This window comes from Methylomonas aurea (assembly GCF_024505045.1).
In the GTDB taxonomy this organism is placed as follows: domain Bacteria; phylum Pseudomonadota; class Gammaproteobacteria; order Methylococcales; family Methylomonadaceae; genus Methylomonas; species Methylomonas aurea.
This window is the reverse complement of the sequence record NZ_JANIBM010000002.1, coordinates 124544-144402: the sequence shown is the minus strand read 5'-3', so window position 1 is coordinate 144402 and position 19859 is coordinate 124544. Positions and strand designations below refer to the sequence as shown.

The 19859-nt window shown below is 59.2% G+C and carries 22 protein-coding genes; 3 read left to right on the top strand and 19 right to left on the bottom strand.

Translation table 11 applies throughout. The features are described 5' to 3' along the window. Positions 1-10: 10 nt before the first annotated feature. From NP603_RS02480 to NP603_RS02440, 9 genes are all read right to left on the bottom strand, one after another. Positions 11-487: a PAS domain-containing protein gene (locus NP603_RS02480; protein WP_256609344.1), complete on the bottom strand. Its 477-nt coding sequence runs from the start codon at positions 485-487 to the stop codon at positions 11-13. Positions 488-514: 27 nt separating this feature from the next. Then, complete coding sequence (locus NP603_RS02475) at positions 515-877, bottom strand: roadblock/LC7 domain-containing protein (RefSeq protein WP_054762039.1); 363 nt, start codon at positions 875-877, stop codon at positions 515-517. Positions 878-923: 46 nt separating this feature from the next. After that, positions 924-1568: a hypothetical protein gene (locus tag NP603_RS02470; RefSeq protein ID WP_256609343.1), complete on the bottom strand. Its 645-nt coding sequence runs from the start codon at positions 1566-1568 to the stop codon at positions 924-926. A gap of 4 nt (positions 1569-1572) precedes the next feature. Continuing rightward, positions 1573-2109, bottom strand: coding sequence for a GTP-binding protein (locus NP603_RS02465; RefSeq protein ID WP_256609342.1), 537 nt, complete (start codon positions 2107-2109; stop codon positions 1573-1575). A gap of 21 nt (positions 2110-2130) precedes the next feature. After that, entirely contained in the window at positions 2131-3354 is a 1224-nt protein-coding gene (locus tag NP603_RS02460; RefSeq protein WP_256609341.1) for a hypothetical protein, read from the bottom strand. Next, positions 3351-4055, bottom strand: coding sequence for a type IV pilus assembly protein FimV (locus NP603_RS02455; RefSeq protein ID WP_256609340.1), 705 nt, complete (start codon positions 4053-4055; stop codon positions 3351-3353). Before NP603_RS02455 ends, NP603_RS02460 begins: the two co-directional genes overlap by 4 nt. 63 nt (positions 4056-4118) lie before the next feature. Then, positions 4119-5510 (bottom strand): argininosuccinate lyase, encoded by a 1392-nt coding sequence (gene argH / locus NP603_RS02450; RefSeq protein WP_256609339.1) that lies wholly within the window; start codon positions 5508-5510, stop codon positions 4119-4121. Positions 5511-5567: 57 nt separating this feature from the next. Continuing rightward, positions 5568-6887, bottom strand: a complete 1320-nt coding sequence (locus tag NP603_RS02445; RefSeq protein ID WP_256609338.1) for a sensor histidine kinase — start codon at positions 6885-6887, stop codon at positions 5568-5570. After that, positions 6887-7552, bottom strand: coding sequence for a response regulator transcription factor (locus NP603_RS02440; protein WP_256609337.1), 666 nt, complete (start codon positions 7550-7552; stop codon positions 6887-6889). Before NP603_RS02440 ends, NP603_RS02445 begins: the two co-directional genes overlap by 1 nt. 134 nt (positions 7553-7686) lie before the next feature. Here NP603_RS02440 and NP603_RS02435 point away from each other — a divergent pair, with 134 nt between their 5' ends. Both NP603_RS02435 and NP603_RS02430 read left to right on the top strand, forming a co-directional pair. Further along, entirely contained in the window at positions 7687-8334 is a 648-nt protein-coding gene (locus NP603_RS02435; protein WP_256609336.1) for a cytochrome b/b6 domain-containing protein, read from the top strand. Positions 8335-8433: 99 nt separating this feature from the next. Further along, positions 8434-9564 (top strand): hypothetical protein, encoded by a 1131-nt coding sequence (locus tag NP603_RS02430; protein WP_256609335.1) that lies wholly within the window; start codon positions 8434-8436, stop codon positions 9562-9564. Positions 9565-9664: 100 nt separating this feature from the next. On the opposite strand, the gene NP603_RS02425 is transcribed toward NP603_RS02430, so the two are convergent. Genes NP603_RS02425 through atpD form a run of 8 tightly spaced genes read right to left on the bottom strand, consistent with a single transcriptional unit; the run spans position 9665 to position 15766 of the window. Beyond that, on the bottom strand, positions 9665-10468 hold the full coding sequence (locus NP603_RS02425) for a F0F1 ATP synthase subunit gamma (protein WP_256609334.1): 804 nt from the start codon (positions 10466-10468) through the stop codon (positions 9665-9667). Then, on the bottom strand, positions 10465-11904 hold the full coding sequence (locus NP603_RS02420; protein WP_256609333.1) for a F0F1 ATP synthase subunit alpha: 1440 nt from the start codon (positions 11902-11904) through the stop codon (positions 10465-10467). Before NP603_RS02420 ends, NP603_RS02425 begins: the two co-directional genes overlap by 4 nt. After that, positions 11897-12652, bottom strand: coding sequence for a F0F1 ATP synthase subunit delta (locus NP603_RS02415; RefSeq protein ID WP_256609332.1), 756 nt, complete (start codon positions 12650-12652; stop codon positions 11897-11899). Before NP603_RS02415 ends, NP603_RS02420 begins: the two co-directional genes overlap by 8 nt. 46 nt (positions 12653-12698) lie before the next feature. After that, positions 12699-12965: an ATP synthase F0 subunit C gene (gene atpE / locus NP603_RS02410; RefSeq protein WP_054762023.1), complete on the bottom strand. Its 267-nt coding sequence runs from the start codon at positions 12963-12965 to the stop codon at positions 12699-12701. After that, positions 12962-13648, bottom strand: coding sequence for a F0F1 ATP synthase subunit A (locus tag NP603_RS02405; RefSeq protein ID WP_256609331.1), 687 nt, complete (start codon positions 13646-13648; stop codon positions 12962-12964). Before NP603_RS02405 ends, atpE begins: the two co-directional genes overlap by 4 nt. Continuing rightward, complete coding sequence (locus NP603_RS02400) at positions 13645-13923, bottom strand: AtpZ/AtpI family protein (RefSeq protein WP_256609330.1); 279 nt, start codon at positions 13921-13923, stop codon at positions 13645-13647. The genes NP603_RS02405 and NP603_RS02400 overlap by 4 nt, the downstream gene beginning before the upstream one ends. A gap of 2 nt (positions 13924-13925) precedes the next feature. Continuing rightward, complete coding sequence (locus NP603_RS02395) at positions 13926-14336, bottom strand: FoF1 ATP synthase subunit delta/epsilon (protein WP_256609329.1); 411 nt, start codon at positions 14334-14336, stop codon at positions 13926-13928. Then, entirely contained in the window at positions 14333-15766 is a 1434-nt protein-coding gene (gene atpD / locus NP603_RS02390) for a F0F1 ATP synthase subunit beta (protein WP_256609328.1), read from the bottom strand. The genes NP603_RS02395 and atpD overlap by 4 nt, the downstream gene beginning before the upstream one ends. Before the next feature lie 236 nt (positions 15767-16002). On the opposite strand from atpD, the gene NP603_RS02385 reads away from it, so the two are divergent. Then, positions 16003-16902 (top strand): hypothetical protein, encoded by a 900-nt coding sequence (locus NP603_RS02385; protein WP_256609327.1) that lies wholly within the window; start codon positions 16003-16005, stop codon positions 16900-16902. Positions 16903-16944: 42 nt separating this feature from the next. Here NP603_RS02385 and NP603_RS02380 read toward each other — a convergent pair whose 3' ends face one another. Both NP603_RS02380 and NP603_RS02375 read right to left on the bottom strand, forming a co-directional pair. After that, positions 16945-18750, bottom strand: coding sequence for a family 2A encapsulin nanocompartment cargo protein cysteine desulfurase (locus NP603_RS02380; protein ID WP_256609326.1), 1806 nt, complete (start codon positions 18748-18750; stop codon positions 16945-16947). Beyond that, complete coding sequence (locus NP603_RS02375) at positions 18737-19654, bottom strand: family 2A encapsulin nanocompartment shell protein (protein WP_256609325.1); 918 nt, start codon at positions 19652-19654, stop codon at positions 18737-18739. The genes NP603_RS02380 and NP603_RS02375 overlap by 14 nt, the downstream gene beginning before the upstream one ends. Between the last annotated feature and the right edge of the window lie 205 nt (positions 19655-19859).

The following is a 19859-nucleotide window of genomic DNA, read 5'->3' as shown; positions in this document are numbered from 1 at the left end:
GCGGGCTCCGTTAACGTAAGGTCGGATAGAGTTTGGCGCATTCGTCGACCCTGGTCCGCGACGGCTTGCGCCGGACCGAGGTATAACCCACCACCTTGCCGCCGCGCACGTTGGGGATCACCGTGGCCTTGACCCAGTAATAACCGCCGTCCTTGCGCAGATTTTTGACGTAACCCTGCCATTTTTCGCCGCGCTGGACCGTCTCCCACAAATCCTTGAACGCCGCCGCCGGCATGTCCGGATGGCGCAGAATATTGTGCGGCGCACCGATCAGTTCGGCTTCGCTGTAGCCGGACATCTCGACGAATGCCCGGTTCACCTGGCGGATCACCCCCTCCGGCGTCGTGGTCGAAACGATCAGTTTGCCGTCCGGATACGGGGTTTCCAGTTCGGTATACAACACTTTGCGGCGAGTTCCGTCGTAGAACGTCAACACGGTCTCCCGGTAGTCTCCGACGATATCCTCGGGTTTCATATCGCTAATCATGATCGGCTCCGTAGCATGGTTTCGGGATCACAGCATTTCGGAAATGCTTTCAGCCGCGCGCTTGACGTCGAGAAAGATCAGGCCCAATTTGGCGTTGGGCTTGGCCAGCACCGTCAATACGGCTTCGCTGCCGGCGTAAGTCATCAGCACATAGCCGCGCGCGCCTTTGATCAACACCTGCTCCAGATTGCCCCGGCTCAGTTCCTGCGCGGTCCGGTCGCCGAGGGACAGCATCGCCGCACTCATCGCGCCGACGCGGTCTTCATCCATGCCGGCCGGCAATACCGAGGCCATCATTAAACCGTCCGTAGATATCACGCCCGATGCTTCAATATCAGCCGAAGTGCCATTCAGCTCGGTCAACACCGAGGTCAGCATATCTGCTTTCATAATGGGTATCTCCTAAAAGTAAAATTGACAAGGGAGTCGGGCAAAACTAATCGCCCTTTTTGACGTACCGGGTCGTCAGAATCCAGGCCAAACTGACGAATTCGGCCTGATTGAAATGGGGCGTGCCGGCAATGGCCAGCACGAAACGGCGGCCGCCGACGAAAATCGGCCAGAAGCCGATCTGGCTGGCGCCGAAGGCATCGACAATCGCCCAGGCGTGGCTGGCGATGCCCATGTTGTTGCTCAATAAGCCGGAGCGGCGTTTGTGCACGGTGGCCAATTCGGCGCTCAAGGCCGACAATTCTTCGGCCGTCTCGTGCGGAAAGCCGCTGCAGGCCAGATAAAAACCCTGGTCGTCCGCCAGCAGCACCTTGCCGGATTCGGATATCGCGGCCAGCAAGCCGGGCAATACGTCCTCCAGCGCACCGGCCGGCGCCTGCAACGGCGTATCCACACCCTGCACCCAGCCTAACTTCTGGCAATGCAGCAACATTTCCAAGGCTTTCTGTTCGTCTTCGATCTCCATCAGGCTTTGCAACGGTGGCAACGCCAGCGCCGGCGTCTGCGCCTGCTGCAACAGGCGCAGCAAAAAACGCCGGGGTTTGTCGGAATCCGGATAAGCTACCGCGTAATAAGCCCCGGCCGGCGTCGGATATAAAAACAGGCCTTCGACCAGTGTGAAACGCTCCATGGCACTACTCCGCCAAACCGGGATCCAGCGAATACAACAAGGCCTGCACCAGCAGCGACACGTCGTTCTTTTCGCGGGCATCCACAGCAAATACCGGCGGCTTGATGCCGAATTCCTGCAAGCGCGAGTGGTAATCGTCGATGGTCGGGCGGTTGCTCAAATCCATTTGCGTGACGCCGATGGCCAGACTGGTGTCGTTGATAAATTTACTGAACGCATCTAGAAAGAACTTCATATCCTGAAACGGGTCGGCGCGGGTGTTATCTAACAGCAAAATCAAGCCGATACCGCCGTTGACCAGAATGTCCCACATGAAATCGAAGCGTTCCTGACCCGGCGTGCCGTACAAATGGATCTTTTCGCCGCCGGCCAGATTCATCACGCCGTAATCCATCGCCACCGTGGTCGAGGCTTTGCGGTTCTTGGTCATGTCGCTGGCCGCCGCGTCGGTTTTCACGGGCGGCGTGTCGCTGATGGCGTTGATCGCAGTGGTTTTTCCGGCGCCGACCGGCCCGGTGAAAATGATTTTATATTGGCTCATCGGAATTCCTGCTGAGAGCGGCTAGGCACCGCGCAATTTACTGAGAATTTTGCGTAACAACCCTTCGTTTTTCGGCTTTTCCGGCACGGGTGCGGCGATCACCACATCGGCTTCGCGCTCGCTCTGGCGCAAGATACCTATGGCATGGCAAGCGCTGATAAACACGAACACGTATTGCGGCTTGACGTTCAGTACCCGGCAAACCGCGCTCGGCGCAGTCGGGGTCTTCACCAGCAGCGCGGCGATCCGCATCGCATCCGGCGTGATCACCAAGCGGGTGAAATTGGGCCAACGTTGCAGGAACACCGGCCGCTCGATATCCAATCCGATCGGGAACCGCCCTTTCGAAGTCCAGATCGCCAGTTTCCAGATAAAGGCTTGCAAATCCTGATACTTCTCCGGCGCCCGCTCCGCAGCGGCGGCTGCCGGGTCCAGGGCCGACAAACTCATGTTGTTGGCCGTGCCGGGTTTGAACGCAACCCCGGCAAAGGCGCGCAATTGTTTGTCGTCGGCATCGAGCCAGACTTCATTCTGCTCGGGGAATAGATATAGCGGCTTCCAGATCGAGCTGAGCCGCAACGGCCTTGCCTGCAGACCGGCGGTCTTGGCGGCCGACTGCACATAACCCAGGAAAAACTGGCGCGGATCGTAACAAGCGGTGGGCAATTGCGCCTCGTCGTCAAAGTCGATATCGCCGACCGTACCCAAAAACGCGGTAAAACCGCCTTCGTTGAGTTGCATCGCCGATTGGTGTTTGGCGGTCTTTTGCCGTTCGGCGTTATCGATGGGTTTGGTCGGTTTGGCCGGCTTGACGTAGACGTCGAGAACGGTTTTGGCCGCAGGTGCAGACGCTGGCGCCGACTGCGGTTTTGCAGGCGTGGCCGGTGCCGGCTCCGGTTTGTTCTCTGCCGCTTTCAATAACGGCCCGATTTTGTCCAGCACGCCGAGTATCTGTTCGGCACTGACCGGTTTTTTGATGAAGAAAGTGTTATCGATCTGCAGGGTCTGCAGCGACAGCAGGATGATCGGCCGGCCAGGCGCCGCAGCCTTACGCTGGTCCAAAATTTCCCGCGCCTTGGCGTGGTCGGCGTCGATCATATCGATTTGGGCTTCATCGGCGGCGGCGACCACGGCCGCGCCGCGGCACGGGCCCTTCAAATACATTTCCATGGTCTTGCTGGTGCGGCTGTCCATGCCGTGCAACGCAATCCGATAAGGATGGGCGGTTTTTGCGGTTTTATTCATGACGCCTGCCGGTCGAAATAGTCTGCCACCGATTGCCAGTCGCCAACCAACGGTACGGCCAATTCGTTGAAGGTGCGCCAAGCGGTTTGAAAGCGCTCGCGGCTGGCGGTGGAGCGGTACAGTTCCAATAACGCCGTTTGCAGTTCGCCGCGCTGCGGATAGAGGCCGACCGCGTGTTCCAGCACATCCATGGCCTGATCCAATTGGCTGTATTCGATAAAGTCGTTAGCCAACGCCAACGGATCGTGGTTCGATTCGGATTGCGTTGCTAGCGGCGCGAGCAGATCGCTACGGCCCTGGATTCCGCTGGCCAGTAACGAGTAGCGGTTGCCGATTTGGCGCGGATCGTGTCGCTCCAAAGCCGACAAAATTTGGAAATCGCGTGGTTCCAAACGAATCCGGCTGGCGTTAAGCATCCGCCGCCTGAGCGCCTCGCCCTTGCCTTGCAAGACGATCGACAAATCCAGCACAGCGGCATACAGCGCCGCCGAGTGGCGTTGTTGGTAGCAATGATGGATGCGGCGCAAATGCGCCGTCAGATCGTGCGGTTTGCGGTGCACTTTGACCGACAACACGGCCAGCGCCGCATCCGAATCGGGGACGTAGCCAAAACTCGCCAGTTCGCCGTCCAGCCAGAGGCTGCGGTTCGCCGCGGTCTCGGCTTGGCTGTCGGTAACCAAAATGGAGTGAAAAACGGCCATAGCCACCTTCCGTAAAAAACGATGCCGGAAGGTTAGCAGCTAGGCCGCTTATTTCCAGGCTAATTATCCGGTTATTTGGTGTCTTGCTTCACAGATTGCCTTACGTACCGTCTCCGGAGCCGTGCCGCCGATCAGGGAACGAGCGGCGACCGAACCTTCCAGGGAAAGAATATCGAAGACATCGGCGCCGATAGCGGCGGAAAACCCTTGCAACTCGGCCAAGGTCAATTCCGACAAATCCCGGCCGCTGTTCAAACCCAAGCGTACGGCTTGGCCGACCACTTCGTGCGCATCGCGAAACGCCATGCCCTTGCGCACCAAGTAATCCGCCAAATCGGTTGCCGTCGCAAAACCGCGCTTGGCGGATTGGTACATATTCTCGCGCTTGGCTTTAACGTGAGGCATCATGTCGGCAAAGGCGCGCAGGCAATTGACCAAAGTATCGGCGGTGTCGAACAGCGGTTCCTTGTCTTCCTGGTTATCTTTGTTGTAAGCCAAAGGCTGGCTTTTCATCAGCATCAACAACGAAATCAAATGCCCGGCCACCCGGCCGGATTTACCGCGCACCAATTCCGGCACGTCCGGATTTTTCTTTTGCGGCATGATCGACGAGCCGGTGCAGAAGGCATCCGGAATGTCGATGAAATCGAACTGGGCGCTGGCCCACAACACCAACTCCTCGGAAAACCGCGATAAGTGCATCATCAACACGCTGCCGGCGGCGGCGAATTCGATCGCGAAATCGCGGTCGCTGACCGAGTCCAGCGAGTTATTCGACGGCCGGCTGAAGCCCAACAACTCGGCGGTCATAAAACGATCCAGCGGGTAGCTGGTACCGGCCAACGCGGCCGCGCCCAACGGCATCACGTTCAGGCGCTTGGCGCAATCCAGAAAACGCTCGCGGTCGCGGCTCAGCATCTCGAACCAGGCCATCAAGTGGTGGCCGAAAGTGACCGGTTGCGCCACCTGCAAATGGGTGAAGCCGGGCATGATGGTATCGGCTTCCTGCTCGGCCTTGTCCAACAATGCCAACTGCAAGCGCTGCAATTGGCCGAGGATGTTGCCGATTTCGTCGCGCAGATACAAACGAATGTCGGTCGCCACCTGGTCGTTGCGGGAACGGCCGGTATGCAGCTTCTTGCCGGCGATGCCGATCAGATCGGTCAAACGCGCTTCGATGTTCATGTGCACGTCTTCCTGCTTTACCGACCAAACGAATTCGCCGCGCGTGATCTCGCCGCTGATCTGGGCCAAACCGTTGCGGATATCCGCCAATTCCTGCTCGGTCAGAATACCGATCTTGCATAGCATCGCCGCATGCGCCAGCGAGCCTTGGATATCTTGTTGCGCCATACGTTGGTCGAAATTGACCGATGCGGTGAATTCCTCGACGAAGGCGTCGGTGGCTTCGGCAAAACGGGCGCTGGAGAGTTTTTCGGAATTAACGGTGGTCATGATACTCGGCAGATTGATCGAACAAAAAAGGCCAATTATACCCGCCGCTGCCGGCGTTCAGCTCGGGAATTGCACGCTGACGCGCAGACCGCCGAGCCGCGGCGAGCGCTCGATGACTAAGGTTCCGCGGTAAAACTCGGCAATATCGCGCACGATCGCCAGCCCCAGCCCATGGCCTTGCACCGCTTCGTCCAGGCGCAAGCCGCGCCGGCTGAGCTGCAGCATGTCCGCTGCAGAGCAGCCCGGCCCGTCGTCCTCGACGCTGATCCTCATGGTCTGCGCGCAATCGATTTCGACGACGATACGCCGTGCGGCCCACTTACAAGCGTTGTCCAATAGATTGCCGATCAATTCCAACATATCCTCCCTATCGAAATTGATCAGCCGATCCGGCGCACTGATTTGAAAGTCAAGCAGCTTTTCCGAATAAATGTTGCGCAGCAGCTTGGTCAAGACATCCAGCTCTTCCTGCGGATTAAACATGCTGGCCGATTGCAAGTTGCCGGACAATCGGGCCCGCTTCAATTCGCGCTCGATACGTTCATGCATTTTTTGCGCTTGCTGCTGCAACTGTTGCCGCAATTCGGGGTGAGCGTTCAGATCGGGGTGTTCCGCCAGTCTGAACAGCATCGCCAACGGCGTTTTCAACGAGTGCGCCAGATTGCCGATTGCGGTCCGCGACTGGTGCAGGCGCCGCTCGACCAACAGCAACAGGCGGTTGACTTCCCTGACCAAGGGTTTGATTTCCAGCGGCACCCGGGTCTGGATTTGCTGTTTGCGGCCGCCGGCAATCTCCGCCAATTCGGCGCGCGCCGCCTGCATCGGATGCAATGCCCGCCGTACGTCCGCGGTTTGCAGACCGATGGCAAGTAGCAGCACCAATACCGTCAACAGCAAATAGGCCAGCCGGATATGATCGATGTCGCGGCCGATGTCGGTCAGATCCTCGGCGATGGCGATACTGACCGGATAGCCCAAACGCTGCAAGCCGCGGTTCAACACCAGCAACGGCTGCCGCTGCGGCCCATCGCTATAATGGAACAACTGCACGGAGTCGACCGGCAAGGCGGCTATCGGCAAGGTTTCGCCCTGCAACGATTGGGAATAATAGGTTTTGTCGCCGATGTGCAACACGAAATAATGGCCGGAAAACGCCTGACCGTAAACGGTGCCGATGTGGGAACTGTCGAAATCCAGCCGGCCATCTCCGTCAGGCTTCAACGTGTCCAACAACGAGTCGGCGTCGTGTTGTAAGCGCGTGGTCATCTGCTTTTCGGCGACGGCGCGGATCACCCAGTCCGCCGCCAGCCAATGACCGACGAACACCGCACTCAAAATCAACATCAAGCCGCGATTCAAACGGCGTTGCAACGACATCAGGCTTTCTCGCCGAACACGTAACCCTGGCCGCGGCGGGTGGCGATCAGATCGTTGCCCAACTTGCGCCGCAAACGGTTGACGTAAACCTCGATCACGTTGCTGGCCGGATCGCTGTCGCATTGGTAGATATGTTCCAGCAAATGGGTTCTGGTCAAAACTTTGCCGGGATGCAACATGAAATAACGCAGCAAGCGAAATTCGATCGCCGTCAGTTGTTCCGGGCGACCGCCGTTAACGCTGACCGTTTGCGCATCTTCGTCCAGCGTTAAACCGCAACCGGCCAGTTGCGGCTGCATCCGGCCGTGAAAGCGCTTCAACAGCGCCTGCACCCGAGCCAACAGTTCTTCGATATGAAACGGCTTACCCAGGTAGTCGTCGGCGCCGGCTTTGAAGCCGTCGACTTTCTCGTGCCAGGCGTCACGGGCGGTCAACACGATCACCGGCACATGGTTTTCCGCCTGCCGCCAACGCCGCAACACCTCCAGGCCGGGCATTTTCGGCAAGCCCAGATCCAGAATCACGATGTCGTAGGATTCGGTGGAGCCCAGGAACTCGGCACTTTCGCCGTCCATCGCGCAATCGACGGCAAAACCGGCACTTTCCAGCTCGAGTTTTAACGATCTCGACAGCCCCGGATCGTCTTCCACCAACAACAATCGCATAACGCGGCGCCCATCCCCCTTGAAAATGGTTCAGAGTGTAATGGTTTATCCGCCGATACGGTGATTTTTAAGATTGGTTTCATTTCGCCTGGCTAAAATGCCGGCCATACCTCAACTATTCTGGAGCTTGAACCATGCAAAACGACAATGCGGTAGCGGTTTGGGATATTTTCGTCCGCGTGTTCCATTGGTCGCTGGTCGTTGCATTCGCGGTCGCTTACGTTACCAGCGAAGAAGACAATTACTGGCACATCTATGCCGGCTACACCGTGCTGGGCTTGATCAGCCTCCGATTGATCTGGGGATTCGTGGGCGGCCGCTATGCCCGATTCAGCCAATTCGTGCGTTCCCCAGCCGCCGTGTTTCGCTATGTATCCCAACTGCGACAAGGTAGCGCCAAACACTATCTGGGCCACAATCCGCTCGGCGGCTGGATGGTTCTGGCGCTGCTGAGCACGTTGTTCGTCGTGACAATCAGCGGTTTGAAAGTCTATGCCATCGAAGAAGGCCGCGGCCCGTTGGCGCAGGACAGTCGAATGCTCAGCGTAATCAGCGCTGCCCACGCCGAAGAGGAGGAAGAAGGCAAAGGCAAGTCGGCTGAAGCTGAAGATGAGGCCGAGGAATTCTGGGAGGAAATTCACGAGATCGCCAGCAATCTGATGTTGCTATTGATCGCCCTCCATGTACTGGGTGTCGTGATTTCCAGCAAAGTAAACAAGGAAGGTTTGGTGAAAGCCATGGTCACCGGACGCAAACCGAAATTGCCAAACTGTGAGGATTAACACAGTTTTCATGTTGAATTCATCTTGGTTTGCTATAAGGCATCCCATCGTCCCGCAGACGATCAGCTTTAGTTAAGCCCTAGCCAACCAGGAGCAATAATGGCGACAAAATTCAAAATCCGCGCTTATGCCACTACCTTTTCTTTAGTCTTGTTACCCAATATTGCTTCGGCAAGTGTTCTCGGGTTTCTAGGCAATTTCGACGTCGTTAACGATACCGGCAATACCGCCCACGGCTTCGAAATCGAACTCGAAGGCCTGCACAGTAGCGACATTACCGACACCTTCGGCGGTGCCGGTCGCGGTTTTCCCAGCGGCACCGGTTTCGACCCGAACAACGCGGTCGTGCGTTATGGCGCACCGACCATTACCGAGTACGCCAACGGCAGCATCTTCGGCACTCGGGTGACCTATGCCAGCGCCTGGGATGCAGCCAGCCAATCCTGGTTATTCGGCACGCCGAGCGGCGCCTTCGTCACCCCCGGCGACAACTGCTGGACCGGCGGCGGCGTCGGCTATAACGCCGGCACCCCGTGCGACCATTTCGGCGTCGGCACCAGCAAGAACGCCAGCAAAACCACGTATAGCTGGCTTTTCGATGACGGCTCCAATTCCGGCACCTTGGCCAAAAGCAACGGTCAAGTCGTGCTGCCGGCACCGAACTGGAACGTGATCCCTGCCGAGCCTGCGCCGGTTGGTCAGCCGCAACCGCAGCCGGTGGTCGTGGCCGATATTCGCGCCCCGCAAGCCGAGCAAGAAGGCCAATTCGGCGAAGCGATCTGGGTAAAAGTGTTCCGCACCGAATTGGAACGCGAAGTTGAACTCGAAGAACTGATCGGCGGCAACCAAGTGATCGAACAAGCCGAAACCGAAATCGAATGGCAGTTATTGCAAACCGATCCGGGCAATCCGGACGCCGGCAAACTTGAAGCCGGTTACCAGAACGTTTTGGGCCAGAATGCCGAATCGGTCATCTTCCGCTACGAGTTTTACAAGTATGCCGGCGAGTACGATCCGGAAAACCACGAAGCCAAGGCCGGCAGCGACTCGAATCCGACCGAAGCCGAAATCGGCACCTATCTCGGCGCACAAAACGGCGCGGTTAACCTGAATGCAGTCGCGCCGGTGCCGGTACCGCCGGCATTTTGGTTGATGGGCTCGGGTTTGTTGGGCCTGTTGGCAAACCGGCGGAGAAAATCGACTGCGGCAGTGCAAGCCCATCAGGCGTAATTCGCAAGGCAGACTAGGCGGCGGATCGGCAACCAGAGGGTTTGCCGCCGCCGTTTCCTCGACCAACCTGCAAAAATAGGCAAGTCGGCGCATCGCCAGACTAGCGCCGGCCGACCATCAGCTCGATTTCCTCGACGATTTCCTCCTGCCGCAGGCGGTTGCGCTGGCGTTGCAAATCCTCGCCGCCGCGCTCGAGATGGCGCAGTGCAGTTTCCATCTGCATCAAGCGCATGTGATTTTCGACCCGAATCGCACGCAACATCAGCGCCAGCAGCATATGGAACAAATACTGTTCGGCAACGCCCATCGCAACTGCGGCAGGACGCTGATAAGTCAACGGCAGTTCTAGCGGAACACTCCCGCAGGCAGTGGGTGGCAACGGCCACAAGCGCTGGCTGCGAGCGCCCTGCTCGTCGCGGATGCAGACCATCAAACCATAATCGCCATCGCCGCGCAGTTCGGCGAGCGCCGCCAAAATCCGGTCAATCGCCGCCGGCGCATCCAGCCCGCCCTCGGCGCCGTCCAGAAAAACGGCGGATTCATGACCGTCGAATAGGCAATGCAGGCGTTCGCCCACCAAAATCAACGGCGCTTCAAGCTCGGCCGCACCCTGCCAAAAACGCAGCACGTCTTCGTTGAAACTGCCGCAAAAGCCGCGCACCGAGCCGAACAACAACCAGATATCGGCGCGGGATTTGGCGGTATCGGCATAAAACGCTTCCGGCAAGGCGCCGGACAAATCGTGCAAAGCGGCCAGCAACGACTCTACGACCAACTGCTGGCCGGCTTCGCGCTTGCCGACCTTGCGCAATTCGGCCAACGCGAAACTGCGCATCGCGCCGAGGATGCCGGACAATTCGTCGAACAAGGCCAGCCGGGCTTCGACTTCGCGGCGCTGGCTCATGGCTTAGCCGCCAGCCATTGCCTGAGCGCCGCCAGCCATTGCTGCTTCGGCGAATCCAAGCTCAAGCGGGTCTCCGCCAGTTGTTGCTGCAGATAGGCCAACACTCCTGCCGCTTGTTCCGGCGCGAGATCGGCCAGCATACCTTCGCCGTAAGCCAGCAACCAAGCCAGATGTGCCGGTTCGGACCAGGGCTGCAAGCGGTCCTGCTTCAGAATTTCCCGCAACAGCCGGCCGCGCTGTAGTTTTTCCTCGACGCTGGCTTCCAGACGGGTGCCGAAGCGGGCAAATAGCTCCAGCTCCAGAAATTGCAGATAGTCCAGCCGGATATGGGCAGCGGCGTTTTTGATGGCCGGATGCTGGGCCTTGCCGCCGATCCGCGACACCGAGCGGCCGATATCGATCGCCGGCAGGATGCCGGCGGCAAACAGTTTGCTCTCGAAATAAATCTGGCCGTCGGTAATCGAAATCAGATTGGTCGGGATGTAAGCCGACAACTCGCCTTGTCGGGTTTCGATGATCGGTAGCGCGGTCATGCTGCCGCCGCCGTGTTGCAGGCTCAACACCGTCGAGCGTTCCAGCAAACGCGAATGCAGATAAAAAATGTCGCCCGGATAGGCTTCGCGGCCCGGCGGCCGCTGCAATAGTAGCGACAGCTCGCGGTAGGATTGGGCGTGACGGGTCAGATCGTCGTAGACCACCAGGGTATCGCGGCCCAGCCGCATCCAGTGCTCGGCGATCGCGCAGCCGGCAAACGGCGCCAGATAACGAAAGCCCGGCAAGGCGTTGGCTTCGGCCACCACCAGCACGGTGTAATCCAGTGCGCCGCCGGCGCGCAAGGCTTCCAAGGTGCCGGCCACCGACGAGCGCGGTTGGCCGATCAACACCATGACGCACAACACATTGCGGCCGCGCTGGTTCAACACCGCATCCAAGGCCAGGGCGCTTTTGCCGACGCCATCGTCGCCGATGATCAATTGGCGCTGGCCCTTGCCGATCGGGATCAGACTATCGACGATCTTGCTGCCGGTATAAAACGGCTCGCTGACGAAATCGCGTTCGATAATGCTCGGTGCGGCCGCTTCCAACGGCCGGAACTGGCGGGTTTGCGGCGCCGGCAAACCGTCCAGCGGACTGCCCAGCGGATCGACTACCCGGCCGAGCAAGGCGTCGCCGACGCCGATCTCCAATTTACGGCCGATGTGCTGTACCGCCATGCCGGCGGTGACGCCGCGGCTCTGCGACAGCAGGATCGCGCCCAACACTTCCTTGCCGAGTTGGAATACCAAACCCGAACTACCGTCGTCGAAGCCGATCAATTCGTCGAGCCGGGCCGACGGCAGACCGCGGATCCAGGCGATGCCGTCGCCGATGCCGGCCACGCAGCCGCGTTCGGATAGGCGTAAGCCGAACCGATAGGACGTGTTCGGCTCAGTCATGGTTGGTTTGGCGGCGGAAAAAGGCCAATTCGTCGGCCAAATTGGCGTGCAACTGGCATTCGCCGACTACGGCGCGGACGCCGGCGATCAAGGCCGGGTCGATGGAGAAGTTGAAAGCCAGCTCGCGACCGGCCGCCGCCGACAACGCTTGGCCGAGCCGGCTCTGATCGGCGTCGGTTAACGGGTGGGCGCTGGCTATCGTCACCGCCGACGCCTGGATCAGAGCTGCCGCCGCTTTATGCAATGCCGCGAGCTCCGCTTCCGGCAACTGCCGCAAATCTTCCAGGAAAATCTCGACGATGCGTCCGGTCAAATCCGGTCCGGCCATCCGCTGCAGCATGGCTGCGGTCTGGGCGTAGGCCTTGGCCGCCGCTTCGCGGATCAAGGCGGCTTCGCGGGTCGCGGTGGCCGCCTGATTGCGCACCCGAAACTTGGCTTCTTCGTCGGCCAAAGTTTTCCGCAGCGCGTCCAATTCGCTGCTGCGCAGTTGCGCCAACTCTTCCTCCAACGCCCGACGCGCGGCATCCTGTTGTTGCTGCCAATCCGCCAGGCGCGCCTGGTACTGGCTTTGCAAGGCTTCGGCTTCGGCGTGCAATTGCGCGGCGCGCTCGGTTTGCTGGTTGATGCGTTGCTGGCGGGCGTCCAGTAACGCCAAAACCGGCCGGTACAGAAAACGCTGCAGTATCCACACCAGCACCAGGAAATTGAGGATTTCCAAAATAAACGTGGTCCAGTCGAGTTGCATCATGGCTGAAGTCCGGTGGATTGGAGGGCGATACCGATCACTCGGCGGACTAACTCAGAAAATATTCCAGCAATGGATTGCGGAACAGCACGATCAACGCCACCACCAGACAATAAATCGCCAGCGATTCGATCATCGCCAAACCGATAAATAAGGTGCGGGTGATGGTTTTTTCCGCTTCCGGCTGCCGCGCCAGCGCCTCCAACGCGCTGGCAATGGCCTTGCCCATCGCGATGGCCGGCAGCATCGTGCCCAGGGCGATGACCAAGCCGGCCACGCCGGTGGAGATGATGCTGAACAGGTGTAAATCGGTCATGACGGAGTCTCCGTGGCTGAAGTGTCGGATTCGTTGGGTTCCAGCGCGCCGGCGATGTAAATCAAGGCCAGCATGCCGAAGATATAGGCCTGCACCACGGCTTCGACCACGTGCAGCATTAACAGCGGCACCGGCACCAAAAAGCCGGCGATCAGCAATACCAGCAACGCGGCCATTTCCAGACTCATGACGTTGCCGAACAAACGAATCGCCAAGGCCAGCGTCCTGGTCAATTCGCTGATGATATGAAACGGTAGCAGGATCACGCTGGGTTCGATGTAGTGGCGCAGATGGTTGCGCAGGCCGCGGTCGCGAATGCCGAACCAGTGGGTCGAGGCGAACACCAGTACCGCCAGTGCGGCCGTGGCCGATAAATCACGGGTTGGCGAATGCAACCCCGGAATCAGGCCGACCAGATTGGCGACCAACACGAACAGCCACAGCGTCGCGACGAACGGCAATACCCGTCGCACCGCAGCTGCCGGCAGCACCTCGCCGATTGCGCCTTCGATCGCCACCACCACCGCCTCCAGCGCAGTATGCAGCCGCGCCAATCCGCCCTTCGCCGGCAAGCGCAGCAGTAACGCCAGCAAGGTAAATCCGGCCATCACGCCCCAGGTGGTCAACACCGTGCCGCTGATCGCCAACGGTCCGAGATGCAAGGCAAGGTCGGGCTCGGTCATCGCGAATGCTCCTGTAAAAACCGCAGCGCATTGTAAGCACCAACCACAATGCCCAACACGATCAGGCTGACGGTCCAGCGCACCGAATAACCGTCCGCCAACGTATCCAGCCAACGCCCCAGGTAGGCGCCGGCGACGATGGGCACGACAAACAACAGGCCCAGCGTACCACCGTACAGCAACAAACCGAGCCAGGACGCCGATTGCCGGCGTTGTTCCTGCAAGCGCCGCGCATCGCGCCGGGTGAATTCGATCAATTTATTGCGAAAACTCATGGCTATCGCCCCCCTGCAACCCGGTTACTCAACTCCGCCAAACGCCGCAGCAGCGAGCGTTCGATTTCGGTCAGCGTCGCTCGCGCCCGGTGTACTTCCGAATCGGTGCGCGCCATTTCCGCCGCCAATTGCTCACACAAGGCGTCGGGATCGTCGCCGAGAAAATAGCGCACCGCGGTCAGCGTCATTCGATTATCGGCAAAGCGCAACACGCCGCCCGGCAGAGCCAGATAGCGCCAGACACCCGCTTGGTCGCGAAACCGCGCCAGCCCGTAACGCAATAACGCAATCATCCGCACGTGGCCGGGCAAGATACCGAAACTGCCGTCGGCGTCGGCCCCGACGAATTGGCCGACTTGCGGAAAATGCTCGACGCCGCAGCTGTCGAGCAAAGTCAATTCAAACCCGTTCATGCCGGCATCGCCCCCTTCATGTAACAGTCGGCTTCGCTGAGCGTGTCGTACTTGCCGGCGATGAAGGCCTCGCAGTCGGCGATGGTCTGTTGCAGCGGCACCCGCACGCCGGGCAAGCCGGTATGGTCGGCAACGGTAACGAAGGGTTGAGTCAGATAACGTTGCAAGCGGCGGGCGCGTTCGACGATACGCCGATCCTCGACCGATAATTCCTCGATGCCGAGCATGGCGATGATGTCCTCCAGCTCGCGGTAACGCGCCAAATGCTCGCGTACCGCCCGCGCCACTTGATAATGGCGCTCGCCGACGATGTGGCGGTCCATGATCCGGCTGCCGGAACGCAGTGGGTCGATTGCCGGATAAATGCCCTTGGCCGCCTGCTGCCGCGACAGGATAACGACGCTATCCAGATGGCCAAGTATCGTTGCCACGGCGGGATCGGACATGTCGTCGGCAGGTACGTATACCGCCTGCACCGAGGTGATCGAACCGGAACGGGTGGAGACGATGCGCTCCTGCAACGACGCAACTTCGGTCAGCAAGGTAGGCTGGTAGCCGACCGTGGCCGGCATCCGCCCCAACAAGCCGGAAATCTCGCTGCCGGCCTGAACGAAACGGAAAATGTTGTCCATCAGAAACAGCACCTCGCCGTGCAGCGTGTCGCGCAGATACTCGGCATAGGTCAAGGCGGTGTAACCGACATGAAAGCGGACGCCGGGGGATTCGTCCATCTGGCCGTAGACCAGCAAAGCCTTGGGCAATACGCCGGCATCGGCCATTTCGTGCCACAGTTCGTGGCCTTCGCGCATGCGTTCGCCGACCCCGGCATACACCGAAACGCCTTGCATGCCGGCGCTGACCGCATGCATGAATTCCATCATCAACACCGTCTTGCCGACGCCGGCGCCGCCGAACAGGCCGGTTTTGCCGCCGCGCACGAACGGACACAGCAAATCGATGACTTTGATACCGGTTTCCAGGATCTGCGAAGCCGGCAAGGTATCCGCCAACAGCGGCGGCTTGGCCAGGATGTTACGAAACACCTTCTTCGGCAGCGGCGCGCCGCCGTCGAGCGGTTCGCCGAACAGATTCAACATCCGCCCCAGACAAGCCGGATCGACCGGCACGTGCAACGCGTCGCCGCGGTCGTAAACCGGCATGCCGCGATACAGCCCGGACACCGGATGCAAGGCAATCGCCCGCACCAAGGTCGGTTCCAGGTGTTGAAACACCACCATCACATAGGCCGATCCGCCGTTGATCACGTCCAAGGCTTGGCCGATCGGCGGCAGATACTCGCAGCGCACGTCCACCACCGGCCCCTGTGCCGCTTCGATGCGGCCGACCGGTTGCTGCGGGTAATGTTGGCCTTCCGCCGGCGCCGAGCCTGAGGTTGCTGCCGACTGCCGGACGATCGATGCGTCTGCCATAAGCGCGATTTCCATATAAAAGCTGCCGAAATACTACTCCTAAGCCCGGTTTTTCACCAGCGCCGCACCGGCGCGCCTTGCAGCCTCATATTTATCAAAAATTGAGATTAGCAATTCTAATAATATCGTTTTATCTCACAAACAACAGCCATTAACATTGCTCGGTATAGCGCCGGCCGGGATAGTGCCATCCGGCTGTTTGCCCGCTCTACAACTTTATTCGAGAGGAAGCGATCATGCCTTTGCAGCAACTAGTGGAATATTTTAACGACCGTTTGGAGCAGGAACATAACGAAGGTTACCGGCCGTTTTTACTCGAAAACGGCGAGGTTCACGGCTTGTTTGGACCCATAAAAGTCGGCAGCAACCTGGCGCCGATTCGGGAAACCTTACGTACATCGCATATCGTCGGCCGTATCGCGCAATTGACGGTCGCGGCGAATCCGGTACAGACGCTGTTGGGTAACGAGCTGGACAGTCTGCTCAGCCTGCCTCAAGCTCCCGACAACAGCGATTCGGTGATCAACTTCGACCGGCTGACCCGCACCGTGCACATGCTGAATTACCTGCCGCAGTCGCATCTGGACGAATTGCTATTTCTCTACGTCGATCCGCGGCATATTTTGGGCGTGAAGGAGGACCACGGCGCTTACTTCGAAGAAATCATCGTCAAATGCGGCTTGCAAACCAGTAACGTGGCGATTGCGCTGAGCGTCAGCAACGCTTACGCCCGCTTCTTTCCGTCCTTGCAAAAAGGTCTGGAAAATTACCAACGGCGCGGTTACCGGCTGGCGTTGAAATTCGACATCCAGTCGCTGGAAAAAGCCGCGCTGGAATTAATCTCGAGGGTATCGCCGGATTTTGTCGGCTTATCCGCCGAGCATTTGGATCAAGTCAGAGACAACCAGTTGCTGGGCAAAATCCAGCAACTGAACAGCCTGGTCGCATCGGTCAATGGCCGCAGCCTGCTATTGGATGTCGCCGACAAGCGCAGCGCGGCGTTGGCCAGACAAAGCGGCTTCAGCTTGGTGCAAGGCCGCTATTTCGAGCTGCCGGTGACGTCGGCGAATAAACGCGATTCTGACTATCTGGCCGGCAAGGCCGAGACTTACCAAAGCCGACGCGCATTTTCGTGAATGGCAAGCGGAACCGGGGCGATTGCCCGGTCCCGCTCTTAACTAACCGCTGAAATGGGTTTTAGAGCACTGCAGGCGTTTGACCACGGCCGCCAGGCGATCGATTTCTTCGTAGGTGTTGTAGAACGCCAGCGAAGGCCTGACCGTCGCTTCCAAGCCAAACCGGCGCAGAATCGGCTGGGCGCAGTGGTGACCGGAACGCACGGCGATGCCGGCTTCATTCAAGGCTTTGCCGACATCCTGCGTACTATGGCCGGCCAGTACGAACGACAGCACGCTGGTTTTGTCCGGCGCGGTGCCGATCAAGCGCAAACCCGGAATCATGCGTAGCGCGTGCATGCCGTATTCCAGCAACTCGTGCTCGTAACGGGCCACGTTCTCGATGCCGATTCGGCTCAAATAATCCAGCGCCGCGCCCAAACCTACCGCATCGGCGATGTTGCCGGTACCGGCTTCGAATTTGGCCGGGGCCGGCTGGTAGACGGTTTTCTCGAAGGTGACGTCCTCGATCATGTTGCCGCCGCCCTGCCACGGCTGGGTGGCTGCCAGCAATTCCGGCTTGCCGTACAACACGCCGATTCCGGTCGGGCCGAAGATCTTGTGGCCGGAAAACACGAACCAATCGCAGTCCAGACTTTGCACATCGACCCGCAAATGCGACACCGATTGCGCGCCGTCCAGCAACACCTTGGCGCCCGCCCGATGCGCCAGTTCGATCATTTCCGCCGCCGGCGTTACGGTACCCAAGGCGTTCGAAACCTGGGTGAACGATACCAGCTTGGTTTTGGCGTTCAGCAATTTTTGGTACTCGGCCAAAATCACCTGACCGTCGTCGTCGACCGGAATCACCCGCAATACCGCGCCGGTTTCCTGGCATAGCTGCTGCCACGGCACAATGTTGGCGTGATGCTCCAGCCAGCTGATGACAATCTCGTCGCCTTGGCCGATAAATTGCCGGCCCCAGCTTTGCGCGACCAGATTGATCGCCTCGGTGGAACCGCGCACGAACACGATATCGTCGGCCGACGACGCATTGATGAAACGCGCCACGGTATCCCGAGCACCCTCGTAAGCGTCGGTGGCCCGCGCCGCCAGTTCATGCGCGGCGCGGTGGATATTCGAGTTCTCGTGTCGATAAAACTCGGAAATCCGGTCGATCACGCATTGCGGCTTTTGCGTGGTCGCGGCGTTATCGAGCCAGGCCAGCGGATAGCCGTTGACGCGTTCCGCGAGGATTGGAAAATCCTTGCGCACTGCATGCACGTCGAAAGGCGGATGCGCGTTACCGAGCGAGGTCAAATCGGCATTTCTGCCCAATGCCGCCAAATCGTGCAAAAAATAAAACGACGAAGCCGCTGCCGGCGGTTTGGAACCCACCAAGTTGCCAGGCTTGGCGGCCAAGGCTTGTTTCAGTTCCGCTTCGCCGGGCAGACCGAAGCTACGCGACACCAAGCCCGACAGCGCATTTTGGTCGATACCGGGCAGCCGCTCGAAACCGGAGGCTACGTTTGCGGCCGGCGCCAAAGTGGCTGCCGAATGCGGGACATTGTCGATCGCATCGCTGTAGTGCTCGCCAAACGCGGCCGCACTCGGCGCCGTGGGCACAAAACCGTCGTCGATGCCCGGACGGCGGTTAAAGCCGGCCGGTACCGAATGAAACGACGGCGCTGCCGCCGCCGCTGATGGCGGCACGTTGTCGATGGCTGCGCCGTCGGTCGTCGGCGTAGCGCTGAAGTACAGGTTGGCCAAGCGGGTCAGTTCCGCCGCGTCCGGCAGACCGGCCGGCGCCGGGCCGCCATTCAACGCTTGTTGCGCCAACGCGGCCAAATCCGGATTAGGCGTAGTCATAGTAGTTGTCCACTTCGACGTTTTCGAGCACGCCGATCGCATCGTCGGTCAAAATCGCCAGCGAGCAATACAGCGACACCAAATAGGACGCAATCGCTTTGTGGTTGATGCCCATGAAGCGGACCGACAAGCCCATGCTCAGTTCGTCGGTCAGATTCGGTTGGTACAAACCGACTACGCCTTGGCGGCTTTCGCCGGTACGCAGCAACAGGATGTTGGTTTTACCGTTGGTGATTTTCAGCTTGTCGGTCGGAATCAACGGCAATCCCCGCCAAGTCAGGAACTGCGAACCGAACAAAGACACGGTCGGCGGCGGCGTGCCGCGACGGGTGGCTTCACGGCCGAAGGCGGCTATGGCGCGCGGATGCGCCAGGAAAAACGCCGGTTCCTTCCAGACCCGGGCGATCAGTTCGTCCAGATCGTCCGGGGTTGGCGAGCCCTTGCGGGTTTTGACCTTTTGCGACTCGGCGACGTTATTCAACAGACCGTATTCGGCGTTGTTGATCAGTTCGCTCTCCTGGCGCTCTTTGACGGTTTCGATGGTCAGCCGCAATTGCTCGTGGATTTGGTTGTGCGGGCTGCTATACAAGTCGGCGACGCGGGTGTGCACGTCCAATACGGTGTTGACCGCATTCAGGCGGTATTCGCGGCCCCACTCTTCGTAATCGACGAAGGTTTGCGGCAGCACTTTCTCGTCCAGGCTGGAGCAATCGACGGCAATGCTGGTTTCGCTTTTAACTTTGTTGACCCGATAAATACCCGCTTCGACCGGTACCCAAGGCAACAGGTGAACCAGCCAGCGCGGCGTAATCGTGCCCATCATCGGCACGGTTTTGGTGGCGTTCGATAAAGTGCGCGCGGCGACGTCGCCTAACGCGGTATGGGCTTCATGGATATCCGACATAACAACTCCCTAAGTGGTGTAGTGGTAATTGAAAATCGCCGTGGCGATTCTTTTTTGCATCCGCCGCAGCGGAAACCGGCCCGGAACATTACTTTTCTTCAGGCCAAAAAAAAGCCAATGAGCCTCGGCCGTCATTAAAACGGTCAAGATTCATTGGCTTCCGGTGGTCCGGTCAGCGGATGATTAATATCAAGATACTGGCTGG

What these genes read in the sequence shown, in the direction of transcription:
- NP603_RS02375 (WP_256609325.1), bottom strand. Translation starts at nt 19,654, where the DNA reads ATGTCGGATATCCATGAAGCCCATACCGCGTTAGGCGACGTCGCCGCG.
- NP603_RS02470 (WP_256609343.1), bottom strand. Translation starts at nt 1,568, where the DNA reads ATGGAGCGTTTCACACTGGTCGAAGGCCTGTTTTTATATCCGACGCCG.
- NP603_RS02395 (WP_256609329.1), bottom strand. Translation starts at nt 14,336, where the DNA reads ATGAACGGGTTTGAATTGACTTTGCTCGACAGCTGCGGCGTCGAGCAT.
- NP603_RS02460 (WP_256609341.1), bottom strand. Translation starts at nt 3,354, where the DNA reads ATGAATAAAACCGCAAAAACCGCCCATCCTTATCGGATTGCGTTGCAC.
- NP603_RS02475 (WP_054762039.1), bottom strand. Translation starts at nt 877, where the DNA reads ATGAAAGCAGATATGCTGACCTCGGTGTTGACCGAGCTGAATGGCACT.
- NP603_RS02420 (WP_256609333.1), bottom strand. Translation starts at nt 11,904, where the DNA reads ATGACTGAGCCGAACACGTCCTATCGGTTCGGCTTACGCCTATCCGAA.
- NP603_RS02400 (WP_256609330.1), bottom strand. Translation starts at nt 13,923, where the DNA reads ATGAGTTTTCGCAATAAATTGATCGAATTCACCCGGCGCGATGCGCGG.
- NP603_RS02415 (WP_256609332.1), bottom strand. Translation starts at nt 12,652, where the DNA reads ATGATGCAACTCGACTGGACCACGTTTATTTTGGAAATCCTCAATTTC.
- NP603_RS02465 (WP_256609342.1), bottom strand. Translation starts at nt 2,109, where the DNA reads ATGAGCCAATATAAAATCATTTTCACCGGGCCGGTCGGCGCCGGAAAA.
- NP603_RS02435 (WP_256609336.1), top strand. Translation starts at nt 7,687, where the DNA reads ATGCAAAACGACAATGCGGTAGCGGTTTGGGATATTTTCGTCCGCGTG.
- NP603_RS02385 (WP_256609327.1), top strand. Translation starts at nt 16,003, where the DNA reads ATGCCTTTGCAGCAACTAGTGGAATATTTTAACGACCGTTTGGAGCAG.
- NP603_RS02380 (WP_256609326.1), bottom strand. Translation starts at nt 18,750, where the DNA reads ATGACTACGCCTAATCCGGATTTGGCCGCGTTGGCGCAACAAGCGTTG.
- NP603_RS02445 (WP_256609338.1), bottom strand. Translation starts at nt 6,887, where the DNA reads ATGTCGTTGCAACGCCGTTTGAATCGCGGCTTGATGTTGATTTTGAGT.
- NP603_RS02480 (WP_256609344.1), bottom strand. Translation starts at nt 487, where the DNA reads ATGATTAGCGATATGAAACCCGAGGATATCGTCGGAGACTACCGGGAG.
- NP603_RS02440 (WP_256609337.1), bottom strand. Translation starts at nt 7,552, where the DNA reads ATGCGATTGTTGTTGGTGGAAGACGATCCGGGGCTGTCGAGATCGTTA.
- argH (WP_256609339.1), bottom strand. Translation starts at nt 5,510, where the DNA reads ATGACCACCGTTAATTCCGAAAAACTCTCCAGCGCCCGTTTTGCCGAA.
- atpD (WP_256609328.1), bottom strand. Translation starts at nt 15,766, where the DNA reads ATGGCAGACGCATCGATCGTCCGGCAGTCGGCAGCAACCTCAGGCTCG.
- NP603_RS02405 (WP_256609331.1), bottom strand. Translation starts at nt 13,648, where the DNA reads ATGACCGAGCCCGACCTTGCCTTGCATCTCGGACCGTTGGCGATCAGC.
- NP603_RS02455 (WP_256609340.1), bottom strand. Translation starts at nt 4,055, where the DNA reads ATGGCCGTTTTTCACTCCATTTTGGTTACCGACAGCCAAGCCGAGACC.
- NP603_RS02430 (WP_256609335.1), top strand. Translation starts at nt 8,434, where the DNA reads ATGGCGACAAAATTCAAAATCCGCGCTTATGCCACTACCTTTTCTTTA.
- NP603_RS02425 (WP_256609334.1), bottom strand. Translation starts at nt 10,468, where the DNA reads ATGAGCCAGCGCCGCGAAGTCGAAGCCCGGCTGGCCTTGTTCGACGAA.
- atpE (WP_054762023.1), bottom strand. Translation starts at nt 12,965, where the DNA reads ATGACCGATTTACACCTGTTCAGCATCATCTCCACCGGCGTGGCCGGC.